Annotated in this window: 17 protein-coding genes; 11 read left to right on the top strand and 6 right to left on the bottom strand. The window is 65.7% G+C overall.

Translation table 11 applies throughout. The features are described from left to right. The first annotated feature begins 12 nt into the window (after nt 1-12). The 4 genes from ACV7NQ_RS33030 to ACV7NQ_RS33015 all read left to right on the top strand — a co-directional run bounded on the left by ACV7NQ_RS33030 (nt 13) and on the right by ACV7NQ_RS33015 (nt 5,602). Nucleotides 13-1,089, top strand: coding sequence for a tyrosine-type recombinase/integrase (locus tag ACV7NQ_RS33030; RefSeq protein ID WP_463357733.1), 1,077 nt, complete (start codon nt 13-15; stop codon nt 1,087-1,089). Beyond that, the gene (locus tag ACV7NQ_RS33025) at nt 1,086-1,409 is read left to right on the top strand and encodes a helix-turn-helix domain-containing protein (protein WP_463357732.1); all 324 of its coding nucleotides are present in this window, start codon (nt 1,086-1,088) and stop codon (nt 1,407-1,409) included. The genes ACV7NQ_RS33030 and ACV7NQ_RS33025 overlap by 4 nt, the downstream gene beginning before the upstream one ends. Continuing rightward, nucleotides 1,406-2,677 carry an integrase gene (locus ACV7NQ_RS33020; RefSeq protein WP_463363131.1) on the top strand — a complete coding sequence of 424 codons (1,272 nt, stop codon included), beginning with the start codon at nt 1,406-1,408 and terminating at the stop codon, nt 2,675-2,677. Before ACV7NQ_RS33025 ends, ACV7NQ_RS33020 begins: the two co-directional genes overlap by 4 nt. A gap of 609 nt (nt 2,678-3,286) precedes the next feature. Further along, a complete protein-coding gene (locus ACV7NQ_RS33015) occupies nt 3,287-5,602 on the top strand; it encodes a GH92 family glycosyl hydrolase (RefSeq protein ID WP_463363130.1) in 2,316 nt (771 codons plus the stop codon). 338 nt (nt 5,603-5,940) lie between these two features. On the opposite strand, the gene ACV7NQ_RS33010 is transcribed toward ACV7NQ_RS33015, so the two are convergent. Continuing rightward, a complete protein-coding gene (locus ACV7NQ_RS33010; RefSeq protein ID WP_463363129.1) occupies nt 5,941-6,549 on the bottom strand; it encodes a dihydrofolate reductase family protein in 609 nt (202 codons plus the stop codon). 153 nt (nt 6,550-6,702) lie between these two features. On the opposite strand from ACV7NQ_RS33010, the gene ACV7NQ_RS33005 reads away from it, so the two are divergent. Both ACV7NQ_RS33005 and ACV7NQ_RS33000 read left to right on the top strand, forming a co-directional pair. Continuing rightward, entirely contained in the window at nt 6,703-7,713 is a 1,011-nt protein-coding gene (locus tag ACV7NQ_RS33005) for a sigma-70 family RNA polymerase sigma factor (protein WP_463363128.1), read from the top strand. A gap of 231 nt (nt 7,714-7,944) precedes the next feature. Next, nucleotides 7,945-8,298 carry a VOC family protein gene (locus tag ACV7NQ_RS33000; protein ID WP_463365909.1) on the top strand — a complete coding sequence of 118 codons (354 nt, stop codon included), beginning with the start codon at nt 7,945-7,947 and terminating at the stop codon, nt 8,296-8,298. A 276-nt stretch (nt 8,299-8,574) separates the two neighbouring features. On the opposite strand, the gene ACV7NQ_RS32995 is transcribed toward ACV7NQ_RS33000, so the two are convergent. Beyond that, a complete protein-coding gene (locus tag ACV7NQ_RS32995; protein WP_463363127.1) occupies nt 8,575-9,144 on the bottom strand; it encodes a hypothetical protein in 570 nt (189 codons plus the stop codon). 139 nt (nt 9,145-9,283) lie between these two features. Beyond that, nucleotides 9,284-10,144, bottom strand: coding sequence for a helix-turn-helix transcriptional regulator (locus ACV7NQ_RS32990; RefSeq protein WP_463363126.1), 861 nt, complete (start codon nt 10,142-10,144; stop codon nt 9,284-9,286). A gap of 127 nt (nt 10,145-10,271) precedes the next feature. Between ACV7NQ_RS32990 and ACV7NQ_RS32985 the strand changes: the two genes are divergently transcribed. Further along, entirely contained in the window at nt 10,272-11,267 is a 996-nt protein-coding gene (locus ACV7NQ_RS32985; RefSeq protein ID WP_463363125.1) for an aldo/keto reductase, read from the top strand. A gap of 516 nt (nt 11,268-11,783) precedes the next feature. On the opposite strand, the gene ACV7NQ_RS32980 is transcribed toward ACV7NQ_RS32985, so the two are convergent. Next, nucleotides 11,784-11,996, bottom strand: a complete 213-nt coding sequence (locus ACV7NQ_RS32980; RefSeq protein ID WP_463363124.1) for a hypothetical protein — start codon at nt 11,994-11,996, stop codon at nt 11,784-11,786. A 546-nt stretch (nt 11,997-12,542) separates the two neighbouring features. Further along, nucleotides 12,543-12,995, bottom strand: a complete 453-nt coding sequence (locus tag ACV7NQ_RS32975) for a winged helix-turn-helix transcriptional regulator (RefSeq protein ID WP_463363123.1) — start codon at nt 12,993-12,995, stop codon at nt 12,543-12,545. A gap of 90 nt (nt 12,996-13,085) precedes the next feature. On the opposite strand from ACV7NQ_RS32975, the gene ACV7NQ_RS32970 reads away from it, so the two are divergent. The 4 genes from ACV7NQ_RS32970 (at nt 13,086) to ACV7NQ_RS32955 (ending at nt 16,812) form a co-directional block, all read left to right on the top strand. After that, nucleotides 13,086-13,529, top strand: coding sequence for a VOC family protein (locus ACV7NQ_RS32970; RefSeq protein WP_463363122.1), 444 nt, complete (start codon nt 13,086-13,088; stop codon nt 13,527-13,529). A 9-nt stretch (nt 13,530-13,538) separates the two neighbouring features. Beyond that, entirely contained in the window at nt 13,539-13,877 is a 339-nt protein-coding gene (locus tag ACV7NQ_RS32965) for a YciI family protein (protein WP_463363121.1), read from the top strand. Between the two features lie 582 nt (nt 13,878-14,459). Then, nucleotides 14,460-15,074, top strand: coding sequence for a class I SAM-dependent methyltransferase (locus ACV7NQ_RS32960; RefSeq protein WP_463363120.1), 615 nt, complete (start codon nt 14,460-14,462; stop codon nt 15,072-15,074). A gap of 838 nt (nt 15,075-15,912) precedes the next feature. Next, nucleotides 15,913-16,812 carry a hypothetical protein gene (locus ACV7NQ_RS32955; protein ID WP_463363119.1) on the top strand — a complete coding sequence of 300 codons (900 nt, stop codon included), beginning with the start codon at nt 15,913-15,915 and terminating at the stop codon, nt 16,810-16,812. Between the two features lie 551 nt (nt 16,813-17,363). On the opposite strand, the gene ACV7NQ_RS32950 is transcribed toward ACV7NQ_RS32955, so the two are convergent. Next, nucleotides 17,364-17,822 carry a phosphatase PAP2 family protein gene (locus tag ACV7NQ_RS32950; RefSeq protein ID WP_463363118.1) on the bottom strand — a complete coding sequence of 153 codons (459 nt, stop codon included), beginning with the start codon at nt 17,820-17,822 and terminating at the stop codon, nt 17,364-17,366. Nucleotides 17,823-18,069: the final 247 nt, after the last annotated feature.

Below are 18,069 nucleotides of genomic sequence, written 5' to 3'. Positions count from 1 at the left end.
AGGAGGCGTGGGTTGGCGCTCGCGGCGGTGCGGGATCTGCGGGAGCTGCGGGCTCCGGCGACCGAGGACGAACTCGCCGCGTTCGAGACCGACGTGCTATCTGGGTTTGTTCTGGCGCGGGCCTCCGCGGGGCTGGTGGACTCCACGATCCGTAACGACGTCAATCACCTTGAGCTGGTTCGGGATTGGTTCGGTCGGCCATTGTGGGAGATGGAGCCTTCCGACGCCGACACCTATTTTGGGAAGGTGCTGCGGGAGGCGAAGCCATCCACGCGGACCGGCCGCGCGGCCGCGCTGACGGTGTTCTTCCACTTCCTGGAGCTGCGACACAAGGTCGAGCTGCACAATCTCACCGGCCGGGTCGTGGAATGCCCACTCGACGAGATCAACCGGCCGCGGGCGTCGGTGGATCCGCAGCTACGCATCCCGCCGACGGCCGAGGAGATCGAGCAGTTGTTCGCCGGGTGGCGCGCAGAGCTGGCGACCTGCCGCAAGTTCGCCCCGATCGCCCGCAACTACGCCGTCGCCCGCCTGGCCGCCGATGTCGGCTTGCGGATCAACGAGGCCCGCATGCTCGATCTCGACGACGTGCGGTGGGAGCTGGGCCGGTTCGGAAAGCTGAATGTCCGCCATGGCAAGGGATCTCGCCGCAAGGGCCCGAAACCTCGACTGGTGCCGCTGATCAACGGCGCCGACCGGAGTCTGCGCTGGTTCATCGAGGACGTCCTCGGTCTGTTCGACATCGACCCCTCGCGCCACGGGACGCCGCTGTTTCCGTCCGAGCGTAAGAACACCGACGGCACCGCCATGCGCGCGACCGCCGACGTGTTCCGCCGTGCCCTCGCCGATGCCGCCGACCGGCATCTGCTGACCTGGTCCGGGAAACTGACACCGCATGTCCTGCGCCATTTTTGCGCTTCCCAGCTTTATCTCGCTGGGATGAACCTGTTCGCGATCCAGGAATTATGTGGTCACTCCTGGACGGCCACAACTGCCCGGTATATCCACGTCCACGCCACCCATGTCGAAGACGCGTGGGTGACCGGGCAGCGCCGGGTCGCCGACCGATGGAAAGGACTCACCCGATGAAATGGAACCTGCGCCTGGCCGCGGCCAACCGCGGCATCTGGAAGGCCAGCGAACTGCAACGCATGCTCGCCGACCGCGAGCTGGTTATCAGCGCCGGGAAGATGTCCGGGCTGTGGTCGGGCAACCCGAATGTCGTCAAACTCCGCGACCTGGACGTCATCTGCGCTGTCCTCGGCTGCGGCGTCGAGGAACTGCTCATCCCCGAACCCGAGACCGTCACCGCACCGGTTCCGGCGGCCGAGGACACGCCTGCGGCGGTCGGCGAGGTTCGGCCGGTCGTCCCACGCGCCCGGACCGGGAGGTCGCTGCCGCCTCGATGAACTGCCTGCACTGCGGCACTCCGCTGCCGGAGAAACGGCGGCGAGACAAAATCTATTGCAGCCGAACCTGTTCGGCACTTGCCTCCTACTACCGGCGAAGAAACGGTGAGCCGCTCCCGTCACGCTGGCAGCACCAAGCGCTGACCGTCAGCGATCCCGCCCTGCGGGCGGCGGCGCAGCACGCGCAGCAGCTCGCCGCGACGAGGGGCTGGAGCCCGTCGACCTTGCACTGCGTGCTCGATGGGTTGGTCACCGTGCTCGACGGGCGGACCGCCGGTGACAAGGTGCCGGTGAGCGAGATCCGTCAGCGACCTCACCGCCACGTGTCCAGGACACGGCTGATCGAGGTGCTTGCCGATCTGGATCTCCTTCACGACGATTCGACACCGCCGGTTCGTTCCTGGATCGACCGCGCGACAAGCGATCTCGCGCCCGGATTCGCCAGTCCGGTCCGATCCTGGCTGCTGGTTCTGCTCGACGGCGACGCCCGCGCCAGACCCCGCTCGCCCGCCACCTTATATGCCTATTTCGGCGACGTTCGGCCGATCCTGCGCCAATGGGCGACCCACTACGGTCACCTGCGGGAAGTCACCAAATCCGACATCTACGCCGCCCTCGAGCCGCTGCACGGCTACCAGCGCAACAACGCAGTTCAGGCGCTGCGCTCGTTGTTCCGAACCACCAAGAAACGTGGCCTCACCTTCGACAACCCGACCATCGGCGTCAAAGCACCACACATCGACCCCGCGATGGTGCCGATGACCGACGACGAGATCCGCATCATCGAGCAGTTGGCCGTCCGGCCATCCGACCGTCTCGCCCTTGCCTTGGCCGCCGAACACGCGGCCCGGACGAACACGATCAGAAACCTGATGCTCGACGACGTTGATCTGCCCAACCGCCGCATCACTCTGGCCGGCCACAACCAGAGGGTCGGCGACCTCACCTACCGGGCAATACGAGCTTGGCTCAACCACCGCCGCACCACCTGGCCGCACAGCCCCAACTCACACCTGCTCGTCAGCCCCCGCACCGTCCACGGCACAGGACCGGTCAGCCACGAATTCGCGCGTTTCTCCCTGGGGCACAACGGATTCAGCATCGACCGAATCCGCGCCGACCGCATCCTGCACGAAGCCCTCACCGCCGGACCGGACCCACTGCACCTGTCCCTTGTCTTCAACATCCACCACGAGACCGCCCTGCGCTACTCGACCGTCGCCGAGCACCTACTCAGCGACGAAATCGAACAGCCACCTGGCCGATAGAACAGTCCGGAACGGCTAGAATCCGGCCACGAACCCACCGCATTCCAGATCTGCGAGCGCCGAAAAGCCGTGGGTTCCCGTTGAAATCGCTTCAGTCGCGATGAACCCACGGGAGAGCCCCGAATCCTGAAGCTGTCAGGAAGTGCAGAGAAACCCGGGCCGCATACGCACTGTCATCGGCAACTCCAGAAGCCATGGCACGCATGGTAATCCACACCGGGAAAGTCAGGGGCACCGTCGACGGACCGTCCGCATAGCGCCCGCCGCGGTCGAGCAGCTCCTCGTGTGTGCCTTCCGCTACCAGTGCACCGTGGTGCGGCACCGGGATGCGGTCGCAGTACCGGGTCGCGGCGAGGCGGTGGGTGATGAGGACGCGACAGCGGGTGCAACTCGTGGTGTCGCCGAGACATCTGCCTGATCGGGTAATTCCGCCGGAACGATATCGAACGCATCGCGGGATACGCCCGCTGGTGTGTCGGAGCCGCGCAATCGTCGCCCGCTGGCAGGATGATCCAGGCGTCATCGCTTGGGTCTCGAGATCGGCGCCTGTGGGTGAGTCAAGCGTCGTCGGTCCGCTCGTACATTGTCGAACGCTGATCGAGGAGAGGGATGTCGGCACATCGGCTGGTCTGCTGTGTCGTTCCATTGCTGTCGTTGTTGGTCCCGGTCGCCGCCACGGCGGAGATCACGGCCGCCGATCCGATAGCACAGGTGAATCCGTTCGTCGGCACGCAAGACGGCGGCACCGATTTCGGGCATGGTGGCGGCGGCGGCATGACCTTCCCCGGTGCGGTCACACCGTTCGGAATGATGCAGTGGAGCCCCGACACCGTTCGGACGGCGGGCGGCGGCTACAAATACGAGGACAACCGGCTGCGCGGGTTTTCGATGACCCACATCTCCGGCCCCGGTTGCACTGGTGCGCAGGACTTTCCGGTTCTCCCGATCTCCGGCGCGATCGGTGTTTCACCCGCCGTGCACGGCTACGTGCAGACCTTCGACCACCGCAATGAACAGGCCGAACCCGGGTACTACGGGCTCACCACCGACGCCGGGGTCGAAACCGAGCTGACCGCATCGCCCCGGGCCGGCGTCGCCCGCTTCACGTTCCCGGCGAACAAGCCCGGCACGCTATTGCTCGATATCACGGGTTCGGTCAACGGCGTCGAGGACGCAGGGGCGGCCATTCTGGGCAACACCGTCTCCGGCTGGGTGCGGACAGGTGGGTTTTGCGGAGCGCCCAGCCGTTACCGGGCCTACTTCCATGCCGTCTTCGATCGTCCGTTCACCGCGTACGGCACCTGGACCGACGATAAGGTGCACCCCGGCGAGACCATCGTGCGCGGAGCTGCCCCGACCAGGCGTACCGATCGCGGTGAGCTGGTTGCCAACGGACTCGGCAGCGGCATCTATCTGCAGTTCGACGCGGCTGCGCCGGTTCAGATCCGCGCCGGACTCTCGTATGTGAGCATCGAGGGCGCACAACGCAATCTCGCGGCCGAGATCGCCGCGCAGGACTTCGACACGGTCCGCTCGCAGGCTCGTGCGGCGTGGCTGCGCAGACTTATCCAGATCGAGGTCACCGGCGGCGATCCCGACCAGCTGCGCACCTTCTATTCCGCGCTGTATCACGTATTTCTGCAGCCGTACATCTTCGACGACGTCGACGGCGCCTACATCGGGTTCGACGACAGCCTCCACCGAGTGCTTCCGGGACACCATCACTACGCCACCTTCTCCGGCTGGGATATCTATCGCAGTCAAACGCAATTGCTGGCATGGCTCGCCCCGGACGTCGCCTCCGATATCGCGCAGTCGATGTTCGACAACGCAGCCGTGATCGGTGACGTGTGGGACCGATGGTCACATCAGAACACCATCACCGGCGTGATGAACGGCGACCCGTACCACTCGGCCATCGCCAGCGCGTATGCATTCGGCGCGCGCGACTTCGACGTCTATGGTGCACTCGCTTCGATGGTCGCCGGAGCCGAGCGCGTCGGCGAGAAGTCCGGCTACACCGAGCGCCCCCGAAACGACGAATACCTGCGGCTCGGCTATGTGCCGGGGCAGGTCTCCGACACCCTGGAGTACGGCATCGCCGACTTCGGCATCGCCCAACTGGCCGATCGCCTCGGCGACCGGGCGAACGCCGACAAGTTCCTGCGCCGCGCACACGGCTGGCAACAACTGTTCAATCCTGCCACCGGGTGGCTGCAGCCCCGCTCCGCGGACGGCGCGTTCGGTGCGGCGTTCGATCCGGCAGACACCGACGGATACGTGGAAGGCAATGGCGCGCAATACCATTGGATGGTCTTCGCCGACGTGCGCGGACTGTTCGAGATGATGGGCGGACCCGACCGAGCGGCCGAACGCCTGGACGCGTTCTTCACGAAACTGAATGCGGGACCGCACGAACCGTTCGCTTACCTCGGCAATGAACCATCCCTGCAAACACCGTGGCTGTACGCGTGGGCCGGACGCCCCTACCGCACCCAGGACGTGGTCCATCGCGCTCGCACCGAACTGTTCGGCCCACACCCGAACGGCCTGGTCGGCAACGACGATCTCGGCACCCTCTCGGCCTGGTACGTCTGGGCCTGTCTGGGCCTCTACCCTGTCATTCCCGGCCGCGCGGAACTGCTCGTCCACGCACCGGCCTTCCCAGAGATCGTGGTGCACCGTTCTTCCGGTCAGCAGATCTCTATCGACAGCGACGGTAGCGGCCGATACGTCCAAGCCCTCCGGATCGACGGCAGGAACACGACCAAGGCATGGCTGCCGGAATCCTTCACCACCACCGGCGGCCACCTCGATTTCATCCTGGGACCCGACCCTCAACCTTCGTTCGGCGCCGACGAAGCCGACGCCCCACCCTCATTCGAAGCACACAGCCCGCAGCTAGCGGCACTTCCGCCACGTTGACCGTTCGCCACGGCCGATACACCTTGGACAACTCCTACGGGCAGTAGCGGCGCGACCGTCATGCGGACGATGCGGCTACCACGGCCCCCGGCCGACTGTCTTGCGTCAACCTCTTGGCAGGATCTGCCTGGTCACAAGGTTGATGCTACGGACAACGAGGTTGCTCGCGACCGCTCGGTAATGCCGATTACCGGATGTTGATTACCTGCACCCTGGGTTGTGCCTGCTCTCACGCAGGCTGGACGTCGGGTTTGTGTAGGTCCGGACGGGACCCCGCATTGCACGGGGCACCCGGTGGGATGCGTCCGCCGACGCGGGTGCATCCCACCGGGTATCACTCATTCGGCCGAGTCCTCGGCGTCTCGGATGCACTGGTAGGTGAGGTAGGTGAGGCTGTCACCGACGGTATGGGTGTCGACAAGGCGCAGGGGTTTTGGGCGCAGGGGTTTTGGGTTGCTGGTCTGGTCGAAGAGGCGGTTGCCTGCGCCCATCATGAGCGGGAACATCGCCAGCCGGAGCTCGTCGATGAGGTCGTGCTCGATCAGCGTGTGCACCAGCTGGGAGCTGGCGTAGACGCGGATCTCGCCGTTGACCGTGTGCTTCAGCGTCGAAACCTCGTCCACGACTTCGCCGTCGAGTACCGTCGAGTTGTTCCAGCCGGGATCTGCGAGGGTGGCGGAGACGACGTACTTGGGCAGGCTGTTCATCCTGTCCGCCATCTCGCCAGTGCGGTATGGATACCGTGCGGCGAAGAACTCGTAGCTGCGTCGACCCAACAGCAGAGCCTCGGCAGCCAGCGCGTCGTCGAGTAGGCGTTTGGCCCATTCTTCGCGGTCGGTCGGGGCGAGCCCGGCGCGCCAGTCATCGCGGTTGAAGCCCTCCTCGCCGGTCGGGTCCTGGATGACTCCATCGAGGGAGACGTTCTCGAAGACGACGATCTTTCCCATGTCGGTGCTCCTATGTTGGTTTTGTCGGACTACGTCTTATGTAGAAACCGCGGCATCGCGAAACTGGGCGCGCGCCAGCCGCCCAGTTCCTCCATCGGCCGGTGTCCATACCCGATGGAAGTGCCATGCAGAGCGAGAGAAGGTGACACGAGGGTGGCAACCGGCGAACTGATGTCGAAGGCGCGGGCCGGGGACGGCGGCGCGTTCCGAGAGTTGACCGAGCCGTACCGGCGGGAGCTACAGGTGCACTGCTATCGGATGCTCGGATCGTTCCAGGACGCCGAGGATGCCCTGCAGGACACGATGCTGGCCGCCTGGCAAGGCATCGGCGGATTCGAGGGGCGCGCCTCGATGCGCACCTGGCTGTACCGGATCGCCACCAACCGGTGCCTCAACGCGCGTCGCTCGGCGAGCCGACGCCAGGCCAAAGAGTGGAACGTGCCCCATGTCGAACCGCCCGAGCCGACCCGGCTCGGCGAGGTCATCTGGCTGCAGCCCTATCCCGACACCCTGTTCGAGGGCGCGATCGACGCGCCGCTCGGGCCGGAGGCCCGCTACGAGCAGACCGAATCGATCTCCCTGGCGTTCATCACCGCTTTGCAGGTTCTGCCGCCTCGCCAGGTCGCCGTCCTCGTCCTGCGTGACGTCCTCGGATTCCACGCAGTCGAGGTGGCCGACATGCTGGACTCGACCGTCGACTCGGTCAACAGCGCCCTCAAACGAGCCCGCGCCGCCCTGCAACACCGCCAGCCACCGGCCCCCGACCACCAACCGCCTCCCACCTCCGACTCGGCCTCCGAGGACGCGATCGTGGCGAAGTTCGTTCGCGCGTGGGAGTCCGCCGATCTCGACGCACTGGTGGATCTTCTGACCGACGACGTCTTCATCTCTATGCCGCCGGTACCCTTCGAGTACGAAGGCCGAGACGTCGCTGCCCGCTTCTGCGCCAGCATCTTCCGCGCGGACCGGAGGTTCGACCTAGTGCCGACGCGAGCCAACGGTCAACCGGCGTTCGGAGCTTACCTGCGCGCCCCCAACGACATCAGCCACGGGACCGGCCTCTATGTTCTCACCCTCGCCGGCGACCGGATCAGCGCCATGACCCGATTCGACAACAGCGTGCTCCCGTGGTTCGGGCTTCCACGCTCACTTCCGAGCCGATAGACCATCCCGACGGAACGTCCGAGCAGGCGCAGCGTCCTAGCCGCACGGTAATGCCGCTGGGCGCGCGGTCGCCGGGACGTCCGGTTCTGCCGAATTGAGTGCGTGGAGCGTCGCGCTCGGGTAATTTCCGTCGTACGCTACGGCGGAACAGCCATGACCGCAGTGCGCGAGCGGACACGCGGCAGTGTTCGGACGATCATCATGCACATCCGTTGCAGGCAGGAGGGCCGCGTGCGCGCCACACGCATTATGGCCAACCTTCGGGTGGCTGACATTGAGGCAACGAAGGGCTTCTACACCGACTACCTCGGGCTGAGCACCGAGGAGTTCAACATGGGATGGGTAGCCCGCTACACCTCTCCCGACGGCAAAGCGAACGTCCAACTCGTGACGCACGATGCAACCGCACCCGAAGACTCACTCATTTCCGTCCACACGGATGACGTCGAAGGTGCTTATGAAGAAGCTCAGAAACTCGGCTACGAGATCGTGCTTCCGATAACTACAGAGCCATGGGGCGTGCGCCGGTTCTTCGTCCGAGCGCCAGACGGCAACGTAATCAACATCGTGAACCATCGGGACTGAAACAGCGGCGCGGCGTGCGATTCGGGGCGGTCAGAAATGGTCATTCATGTGACCGGTCGGTGTCGGTGGCCGATATCAAGCTCGTTCGCGAAAGCTAAAAAGACGTACTCACATGCCGCATTCCACGCGTTCGGAACGTCCGCATCTGCCGCTGGGCGCGCGGTTTGCAGACCAAACCAGCTGCGGCTCAGGACATCCCATAATGCCGATTCCAAGATGTTTGCTCCTGAGTAGCCCTGCAGCGATGGCGCGAGGGCGTTCGCGTGTCGCCCGAGCTCAGTCCGACGCGTCGCCGAACAGGAGCAGACCCTCACGGTCTGCGTTGAACACTAGAAAAGCGAAACCCCAGAACACAGGGTAGCCAGGAAGTCCAGTGCAGCCGCCCGCAGAAATGACCGATTCCGGTCCGATGAAGCCGCGAACGTACTCCCTATAGCGGTCTTGCAACTCCCGTAGCTCGACCTCTTGGTCATCGGTTAGCGCCAGCCCGCTCCCGCTGTCGCTGCGGTAGCCGAATGCGTGGTCGATCTCCTCCCAAACCGTGGCAGCGTCCGTGGGTGTCGGGTCGGTGAGCGCTGCCTCGGGATAGCCCCGGACGATTGCGGCTTCGGCACTTTTCAACGATGTCCCAGCTGGCAACGGCAACAGACCGAGAGTGGTCGCATAGTTCAGCCCGTACATCAGGTTTTCGGGCAGCAGCTCGGCGAAGTCCGGTAGCGGCAAGGGCGGCGGAAGAAGTAGCCAAGCACAGAGGGCAGCCCCGGAAGCTGGTCCGGGGCTGCCGTCGGAGACGGTCCACAGGCGTCGGGCGCTGGCTGGGTCACTGGCCGCCGCCGAGCCGGCCACGCGGCCGATGCCTTGGCGGTCTCCGGTTCCGGCTGACGCGGACCCGCAAGTCGGCTGCCCAGCAATCCTGCGGTTCAGGGGACGGCCACTCCGCCGACCGGACCGCCGAATACGAGCCGGTGCCCCGTGGTCGGCCGCTTCACCGTACGGGCGTGCCCGTTGCCCCCGTGGGGAATTCCTCGATGCCGAGTACCCGCAGCAGCTCCAGCCGCTCGCGGGCCTCGGCGTCCGCCGGGGTGAGCACCAGCAACTGCTGGCCCTGGTCGGGAGTGACCAGGGTCTCGCAGTCCATCAGTAGGCGGCCCACCCGCGGGTGCAGGAAGGCCTTGCGGTCGGCGCGCCGGACCGCCACCTCGTGCTCGGCCCAGAGCTGGCGGAAGCCGGCGCTCGCGGCCTGCAACCGGTCGACGAGTCCGGCGACCGTGGGGTCGCCGGACCGGCGGCCGGCGGCCGCGCGCAGGTCGGCCACGAGCTGACGGGCGTGATACTCCTGCTCCTCGGGCGGGCAGACGGCGCGGGCAGCGGGGTCGGTGAACCAGCGGTGTACGACGTAGCGCTGGTCGCCGGAGAAGCCGGTGTGGTCGCCTGTCAGCAGGACGGCTGCCCGGTTCTGGGCGAGGACCTCGCCCAGGTCGGACAGCACAAGGGCCGGGGTGTCACCGAGCAGGTCGAGCATGCGCATCATGCCGGCGCGGGCCAGGGCGGCCACCCCGTCGGCGGGTGGGGGCCGGTGGCCGGCCAAGTGGAACAGGTGGTCGCGCTCGTCGTCGGAGAGGCGCAACGCCCGGGCCAGCGCGCCGAGCAGCTGGGCCGAGGGCTGACTGCTGCGGCCCTGCTCGAGGCGTACGACGTAGTCCACCGACATGCCGGCGAGCATGGCCACCTCTTCGCGGCGCAGGCCGGTGGTGCGGCGACGGGGGCCGTCGGCGATGCCAACCTCGGCCGGCCGGATCGCCTCGCGGCGGCGGCGCAGGAAGTCGGCGAGCTGGTCACGGTGCATGACCCCATGGTCCCTCGCTGCGGGCGAGCCTATCCAGGGAGCGGCTCTCCCATGATGAACGCTCCGCTCCCGTTCGTCGCGGCGGGGGCGCAAGGTGGGTGACAGATCGACGACGAAGGAGAACGTGATGCAGATACGAACCCTGGGCCGCACCGGGCCGGCCGTTTCCGTGCTGGGCTTGGGTGCGATGGGCATGTCGGGCGCTTACGGCGCGGCCGACCGCGCGGAGAGTATCGCCACCGTGCACGCCGCGCTGGAGGCCGGCGTCACGCTGATCGACACTGGCGACTTCTACGCCATGGGCCACAACGAGTTGCTGCTCGCCGAGGCGCTGCGCGGCCGGGATCGGGACAGCTACAAGCTGAGCGTCAAGTTCGGCATGCTGCGGGGGCCGGGCCCGGAGTTCGGTGGGCATGACAGCCGTCCCGAGGCGGTGAAGAACTTCCTGGCCTACTCGCTGACCCGGCTGGGCACCGACCATATCGACATCTATCGCCCGGCCCGGCTGGACCCGGCGGTGCCGATCGAGGAGACGGTGGGCGCGATCAAGGAGATGATCGACGCCGGGTACGTGCGGCACGTCGGCCTCTCGGAGGTCGATGCGGCGACGATCCGCCGGGCGCACGCCGTGCACCCGGTCGCCGACCTGCAGATCGAGTACTCGCTGATCTCCCGGGCGGTGGAGGCGGATATTCTGCCTACGCTGCGGGAGCTCGGCATCGGCCTGACCGCGTACGGGGTCCTCAGCCGCGGTCTCATCTCCGGGCACTGGTCCGCCGGCCACAGCGCCGGCGCCGGCGACAGCCGCGAGTTCAGCCCGCGGTTCTCGAGCGGGAACGTGGAACACAACCTCGCCCTCGTGGCGGCTCTGCGCCGGGTCGCCGAGGCGAAGGGGTGCACCGTCGCCCAGCTGGCCATCGCCTGGGTGGCTGCACAGGGCGAGGACATCGTGCCACTGGTCGGCGCTCGCACCCGCGAGCGGCTGGCCGAGGCGCTGCCCGCGATGGAGCTGAACCTCACCAAGGATGACCTCGCCGAGATCGAGAAGGCGGTGCCGCCGGGCACAGCACGCGGCGACCGATACCCGTCCGCGTTCATGTCCAGTCTCGGCGTGGGGAACTGAGCCCGGCTCTCCGGGGGGCCCGCTCCGGCGGCTGGCTGCCGGAGCGGGCCCCGCCTATGTGGGCTTCTCCGTGGCCAACGCCGCACTTGCTCGACCTAATGTTCTCGGTCAAGCACAGCCCGGAGGCATTGGAGGCGCTGGGCGCGTCGGCCCACCGGTGGTCCGAGCAGCACGTTGTACTGCTTGTCGACGAGGTCGTCGACTGATGGTCTCGGCATGCGGTGGCCGGCGAGGATCTCTGGGATCGAAAGTGAGGTGCCGGATCGCGGATTCCGCCACCTGGACTTTCGCCATGGGTCGGCGGGCAAGTGGCTCCGCCCTCGGGAGGGGAACCGCCAGGCCAGCCCCGCCGAAGCGGTGTCGATAAAACGTGTCGAAAGGTATGAAGCTGCGGCGGCGGCATCCCGCCCAAACGAACATCCGGTAATGCCGCTTCCCCCGCGGTTCGAAGCGGCCACGGGGCTCTCTGGAAGATCAACGGGCCGAGATCATCTCGGGCTGCGGCTGGTGCCGCGCTCAGTCGGCGTCCGTAACGTAGAAGAACGCATTCGGTCTGCGAATTTCGCGCGGCATGTCTTCGTCCAGCCAATCCTGTTCGACACCGCCATCGAGATGCCCGATCCCAACACCCACGATCACACGCCACGTCCGCGGCTGAAGTTTGCCGATCACCCGACAGGCAAGGCTGTGGGGCACGACGGTCAAGTGGACCACGTAACGCATAGCCATCAAGCCCCTCTCGCGTGCTGAACGCACCCATAACCGACCCCCGGCGCGTCACCTGCACTCCGCTCGTGCTGCGCGCGGTTCGGAACGGCCACGTGGCTCCCGTGGGTTCAACGGCCGGTGATCCTCTCCAGCACGGTCGGACGCACGATATTGCCGAGTTCCGGACGACTGGCTGTATCTCGCACTATCGGCCCCCGAAGAACACATTCTCGCCAATTTGCCAGTGGTAGTGCGAGTTCCGGCCGGTTGGTCTTGCTGGGTGTCCGCGCACGACAGCGCACTGTGCTGCCGCATACCGCGCTGACCGAGCCGGGCGGCGCGGGGCGGCCGGCAGCGAGAATGGTCGCAGCACAGGGACGTTCGCTACTGGCGAGTCCCGCGTGTCCAGTGGGAGTTCGCTGCTGGTGCACGATGACCTTGAGGGTTCGAGCCAACTCGGATCCGAAGCCGACGGCCAGATCACCTCAACGCCTACGCTGCCAAAGCGTGAGTTGCTGGTCGCCGAGCGCAGCGGAAGGTGTCCGATCCAGGCAATCCGGCCTTTGGTCATGAAGCCGCACCCGGGCCTGGGAGGAGGTCAACGTCGTCAGCGTGCATCGGCTCGCCGCAATGACTGCAACGCGGGTCGACGTGGCCGATCTCTCCGCAAGCATGGTGGCGGTACAGGACGGGAGGCCCGGCCTCGCCGGCGAGCCAGCGGTCACCCCACCGCACCATCACCATGAGCATCTCGACGAGGTCGGTGCCCTTCGGGGTGAGGTAGTACTCGAAGCGGGGGCGGGCGTCGTAGGGTTGCCGCTCGAGCACCCCCTGTTCGACCAAGTGGTTGAGCCGCTCGGTGAGTACCTTGCGGGAGATCCCGAGGTCGGCTTGGATGTGGTCGAAACGGCTCACCCCTGCCCACACGTCGCGCAGGATCAGCGGCGACCACGGCTCGCCGATCACGTCCAACGTGCGCGCGATGGAGCACGCCATCTCCCCGAACTGCGTTCGTTGCATGACACCAATCTAGCAAATAGGGTTCCCTTAAGGAACTTGAAGGTGCTACGGTCCTCAGCGTCTCTTCAAGAAAACGTAGGAAGGTATCCGATGGGCTTCGCACAGCGCTTCGACCACGTCGGCATCACCGTTGCCGACCTCGACGCCGTGACAGCGTTCTTCGTCAGCCTCGGCCTGGAGGCCGATCAGAAGATGGCCGTCGAAGGCGAGTTTCTGGACACCGTGATCGGCATGACCGGTGCTGCCACCGAGATCGTCATGCTGCGACTACCCGGCGGAGGAACGACGCTGGAGCTGTCGCGCTTCGCACGGCCGGATCACCTCCCGGGTTCGCCGGCCGCGCCGGCCAACGAACTGGGCCTGCGCAACGTCGCCTTCGAGGTAAAGGACCTACAGGCCGCGGTCGACCACGCAGCAGCCGACGGCTACGGCCTGGTGGGAGGCATCGGCGAATACGAGGGCGTGTGGCGGATGGCCTACGTCCGGGGACCCGAAGGAATCATCGTCTCGTTGGCCGAGCGCATCCAGAAGTGAGGAGACATCATGAGCACGACAGTGACCGACGAACAGATTCGGACTCTGGCTGCGACCGCGAAACCCTACAGCCTGGCGCTCCTTCAGTGGGGGCCGGAGCGGACCATGGACGGCGCGGACGCAATCGAACTCGAACACCAGCGACGGATGGTGTCGCTGCGCGCTGACGGGGTGATCGCTATCCTGTGTCCGGTCGCCTCCGACACCGTAGCTGGCGTCGCGATCATGACCGTGCCGGCCGAGGAAGCCGCGGAGATCATGGCCGGAGACCCCAGCGTGCGAGCCGGGATGATGCGCTGCGAGGTACACCCATGCTACGGCTTCCCCGGAGACGCCCTCCCCGCATGAGCGATCTCGGCCTGGTCAGAGTTGGACGTATTCGCGAGTTTGCCTTTTGACATGCGGGCCCTGATCGCTGAGGGCCAGGCCCAGGGTCGGCAGTGTCCGGGCGATCTCGATACCGGTCAGGGGCTGTCCGATCGGGACGTCGCAGCAGCCGCGGTCGGCTTCTAGCGTTTACCGACCACGGCCCACCGCAGTAGACCGACTCGGTCCGGTCCGAAACGCCCGCTCATGCCGCGAGGCGCGTGTTGGTCAGTTGTCCAGAATAGTTGCCGACAGCGCCTTCCAGCGCACGCTCATCAGCCGATGAGCGTTTGGAGGAGAAACTGATTCGCCCGGTATGCGGCTGCGGGCGAGACCTGCCGCAGCTCGAACATCCTGCAGAGCAGGCAGCTATGGCGTGCTCTGGTTGAGAATCCGGGTAATCGGTGAGCTCTACGTGGGCGAATTCGGGCGCTGTTATCCGCCTGAGGTCCGGTGTCGGTGGGCGGCTGCACCGGCGGCGGGTGTGATCAGGCCGCGCGCTGACGATCGGCACGGTGGTGGCACAGTTGACCAGAGGCGGGCCCGAGTGAGGAGGGACAGACCATGAACGGACGTACCCCGAGCCAGTGGGAGGAGCTCACTGCTGCCGACCCTGCGCATTCGACGTGGTATGTGGAGCGGTTCCGGGCAATGGCGGCCGAGGGCACGGATATCGTCGGGGAGGCGCGGCTAATCGACGCGATGCTCGACCGCAGTGGCCGAGTCTTGGATGCGGGGTGCGGTCCGGGCCGTGTGGGTGGCTACTTGCACCGAGCCGGTCACGTCGTGGTCGGCGTCGACGTCGACCCGGTGTTGATCGCTGCGGCGGAGCAGGACTATCCCGGTCCGACCTGGATAGTCGGTGATCTCGCCGAACTGGACTTGCCGGGCCGTGGGATCTTCGGCGACTTCGATGTCATCGTGTGCGCGGGGAACGTGATGACATTTCTGGCTCCGTCCACCCGGGAGGCGGTGCTGGCCGGGTTCGCCCGCAATCTCGCCCCGGCCGGTCGGGTGGTTGTGGGGTTCGGTGCCGGTCGTGGTTACGAGTTCCCGCAGTTCCTGGCAGACGCCGAGGACGTCGGACTCACGGTGGATTTGCGGCTTTCGACGTGGGACCTACGCCCATTCACCGACAAGTCCGACTTCCTAGTGGCCGTGTTCTCGCGCGCAGATTGAAGCCTGCGTAGCCCCGGGGAATCTCGAACCCGACTGGGCTCTATCCGTTCCACTGCAGCACCGAACATCCGCTCATGCCGCTTATCGAGTGTTTTCCGCTGGTCACAACCGGGAGATCTATCGAGTCCGGTGTTTCGGCGCCGCCGATCATGCGGGTGCACGAAGAGCGCTGATAACCAGCGAACCGCCAAAACCGCAGGTCATGCGTTCAATGTCACCCTGCGTGTGCCTACTGGCTTGATCCGGAGCGTCGGCCCTTCGGCCGTCGGGTGGTTCGGATTGATTAGGGTTAGGCCCACAAAATGGCAAAACCACAGGTCAACGGCCTGTGGTTTTGTTGTGTTTCTGCAGTTATCCGAACCATTTCCGTGCTGCAGCGTGCACAGCCCGGGGCAGAGCGGCATGTCGCGCAAAGCTCCCGGATGGGCTCGTGACTGTCTGCTCGCTATCGATGATGATGTCGGCGTCGACGCAACCGGCGCAGAGGAGTGCTGGTGCAACTGCGTCGTCGGGGCCAGTCGGGCCGTACATGGCCGTCCTCGCGCACTGGCTATACCTGGGACGAGTGAGCACTCATGCCGAATGGTGCGCACTTCTCGTGTGCGACAAGGCTGTTCATAGGTAGGCTCACACCCGGTACGAGATACGGACATCGGGGGCAAGATGACGCCAGCGATCTTGGCGGCGGCAGCAGGAATACTCGGAATCGCGATTGGTCGTTTCTGGGACACCAGAACAGAGTCCGCACGATGGCGCCGAGATGCCCTGCAGGTCAGGACATCCTGTAGTGCCGAATTTCAATTCAGCCCGAAATATCTGGCTCGATAGGCTGGCGGTCATGAATCGTCCAGACCCGAGCTCTCCGCTGACCTACGACGAAGCGCTGCGAAAAGCGCGCGATCTGGCACAGGATCCCGGCACTCTCATCCCCTACACCCACCAGGGGCTCGAGAATGCCCGCTACGGACGAGGTTTCGCCTTCTTACAGACGATCGGAACCGACCGCGGCGATATAGACGGCTATGTCCTGGTGACCACGACTAGTTACGGCAGCGGGCTACTGTCTGTGGACGGAGACACCATCGACACGGTGATCGCCGAACACCTGGCGCGAGCCGAACACGCCAACAGACAAATCCCCGATAGCGAACTCTCGGTGGCGCACCGAGTGGCGCTCGATGCCTACGATGCCGGCCTCACGCGCATCGACGAGATACCCGGGCGCGGAGCGATCGACGCCGAGACAGCCGACTACGCTGAGTTCGTTCTGCTGGTCCTGCGGCGCAACCGCAACCAGGGAGACTCGGGGCGTGACATCCTCGCCCACAACGACCTGTTGCAAAGTCCGACCCTTGGGCGTCGATACACCCAGCCCTGCCCGCACTGCGAGCAGCCAGCGATCTACCAAGAACGCTACCCCCGCGCGGTCTGCGATCCCTGCCTGCACCGCACCACCGACCGCGCCGGGCGCCGGGTCACCGGTTTCAACATTGATTTGAGTGGCGGAATGATCGCCTACTACGCCGACACGCTCGAGCACTCGGACGGCTCCGGCTCCCGACAGGAAGAATGCGTCGAGGTCAGCCGAACCGGTGTGTGTTTTATCGACGGACACCCAGCGACCATGCAGGAGGCACGCTTCGGTGGGATCGTCGTCCAAATGGCATCCGCCGACGGAGATGGCTTAGGCAGGCCGAACGGCACCGTAAGCCGCTTACGTCGCGTTTTCCGCTGGTAGCGACGACGGCAGGACATCGCGCGAGTGTTCAGCCGCGGACCAGTTGGCGCGTCACGAGCGTCGATCATCAACGATCGACCAAACCCGCAGATCATGTCTTGGATGTCACCTGCCGCGCGCCTACCGTCCTGATGCGCAGCGGGGGCCCTTCGGCCGTGGGATGGTTCGGATTGATTAGCGTTAGGCCCACAGAACGGCAAAGCCACAGGTCAACGACCTGTGGCTTTATCGCGTTTAGGTAGTTATCCGAACCATTTCCGTGCTGCAGCGCGCACAGCCCCGGGGCAGAGCGGCATGTCGTGCACAAGTTTCCGGATCGGCTCGTGGCTGTCGTTGCTCGCTGTCGATGACGGAAGTCGGCGTCGGTGACGTCATCGGCACAACCGGCGCAGAGGTTGCTGGTGCAACTGCGTCGCCGGAGGCCAGTCAGGCCGCACATGCTCGCCCTCGCGCGCCTGTCATAGCTGAACGAGTGACCGCTCTGTAATGCCGATTACATCGCAGTCGATCGCAGGGCGCATGCCGAGCTGCGCGCTCGAGTTTGTCCCGAATCAGGAAGACGATCGCCGAATCGGCCGCCGGACGGCGACTCGTGCCAGGCTCATGACAACCCCGGCGACTCCGACCCCCACACCCCATCCGGCCAGCACATCGGTCGGCCAGTGCGCCCCCAGGTAGACCATCGCGATACCGATCGATACGACCAGCGTGGCAATAAGGCCCGCGATCCAGCGCCGGCGCTCCGTCGGCCAGGGCAGCGCCAGATAGGCGGTGACCGCGACAGCCGCCGTCATCGCGGCCACGGTCGACGGCATCGAGAACGCACCGACCTGAACTACCGACAGATCTACCGGTGGGCGCTCCCGCTGAATCATATGCTTCAGAGCCCTGGCTGCCGACTGCGCCGCCACTACCGACACAGCGATCGTAATCCCTTGCCACCCCCAGCGTTTCGTGACCACAACAACCAGGCCCACCACACCGGCCGCAACTATGACCGTGTTGCTCATCCCGGCATCCATTGCCAAACGCGCCACCGTTGTCAAAGCCGGTGTTCGATGTTGAGAAAGCCACCGCAGGATATCCATGTCCAGACTCACCGTGCACATTCTGCTCTGCCCTGCGACCGCTGCCGGATGCGATCGACTCAGCGAAACACCCGTCCACCACTACCCGGAGCGACCGGACATGACTCCGCTCATTCCGCATTCCGCGCGATGCGATGGGTCAAAACGAACGTTATCTAGAGCCTTCGGA

The organism is Nocardia sp. Tas62D01, assembly GCF_055232035.1.
Note: the sequence above shows the minus strand (reverse complement) of the source record. Positions and strands in the feature narration are given on the sequence as shown.

Bases quoted from the DNA above. Each gene is read 5' to 3' on its own strand.
- ACV7NQ_RS32950 (WP_463363118.1), bottom strand. From the start codon at position 17,822: ATGAGCAACACGGTCATAGTTGCGGCCGGTGTGGTGGGCCTGGTTGTT.
- ACV7NQ_RS32980 (WP_463363124.1), bottom strand. From the start codon at position 11,996: ATGGCTATGCGTTACGTGGTCCACTTGACCGTCGTGCCCCACAGCCTT.
- ACV7NQ_RS32965 (WP_463363121.1), top strand. From the start codon at position 13,539: ATGAGCACGACAGTGACCGACGAACAGATTCGGACTCTGGCTGCGACC.
- ACV7NQ_RS33015 (WP_463363130.1), top strand. From the start codon at position 3,287: ATGTCGGCACATCGGCTGGTCTGCTGTGTCGTTCCATTGCTGTCGTTG.
- ACV7NQ_RS32955 (WP_463363119.1), top strand. From the start codon at position 15,913: ATGAATCGTCCAGACCCGAGCTCTCCGCTGACCTACGACGAAGCGCTG.
- ACV7NQ_RS33025 (WP_463357732.1), top strand. From the start codon at position 1,086: ATGAAATGGAACCTGCGCCTGGCCGCGGCCAACCGCGGCATCTGGAAG.
- ACV7NQ_RS32970 (WP_463363122.1), top strand. From the start codon at position 13,086: ATGGGCTTCGCACAGCGCTTCGACCACGTCGGCATCACCGTTGCCGAC.
- ACV7NQ_RS32960 (WP_463363120.1), top strand. From the start codon at position 14,460: ATGAACGGACGTACCCCGAGCCAGTGGGAGGAGCTCACTGCTGCCGAC.
- ACV7NQ_RS33010 (WP_463363129.1), bottom strand. From the start codon at position 6,549: ATGGGAAAGATCGTCGTCTTCGAGAACGTCTCCCTCGATGGAGTCATC.
- ACV7NQ_RS32975 (WP_463363123.1), bottom strand. From the start codon at position 12,995: ATGCAACGAACGCAGTTCGGGGAGATGGCGTGCTCCATCGCGCGCACG.
- ACV7NQ_RS32985 (WP_463363125.1), top strand. From the start codon at position 10,272: ATGCAGATACGAACCCTGGGCCGCACCGGGCCGGCCGTTTCCGTGCTG.
- ACV7NQ_RS33020 (WP_463363131.1), top strand. From the start codon at position 1,406: ATGAACTGCCTGCACTGCGGCACTCCGCTGCCGGAGAAACGGCGGCGA.
- ACV7NQ_RS32990 (WP_463363126.1), bottom strand. From the start codon at position 10,144: ATGCACCGTGACCAGCTCGCCGACTTCCTGCGCCGCCGCCGCGAGGCG.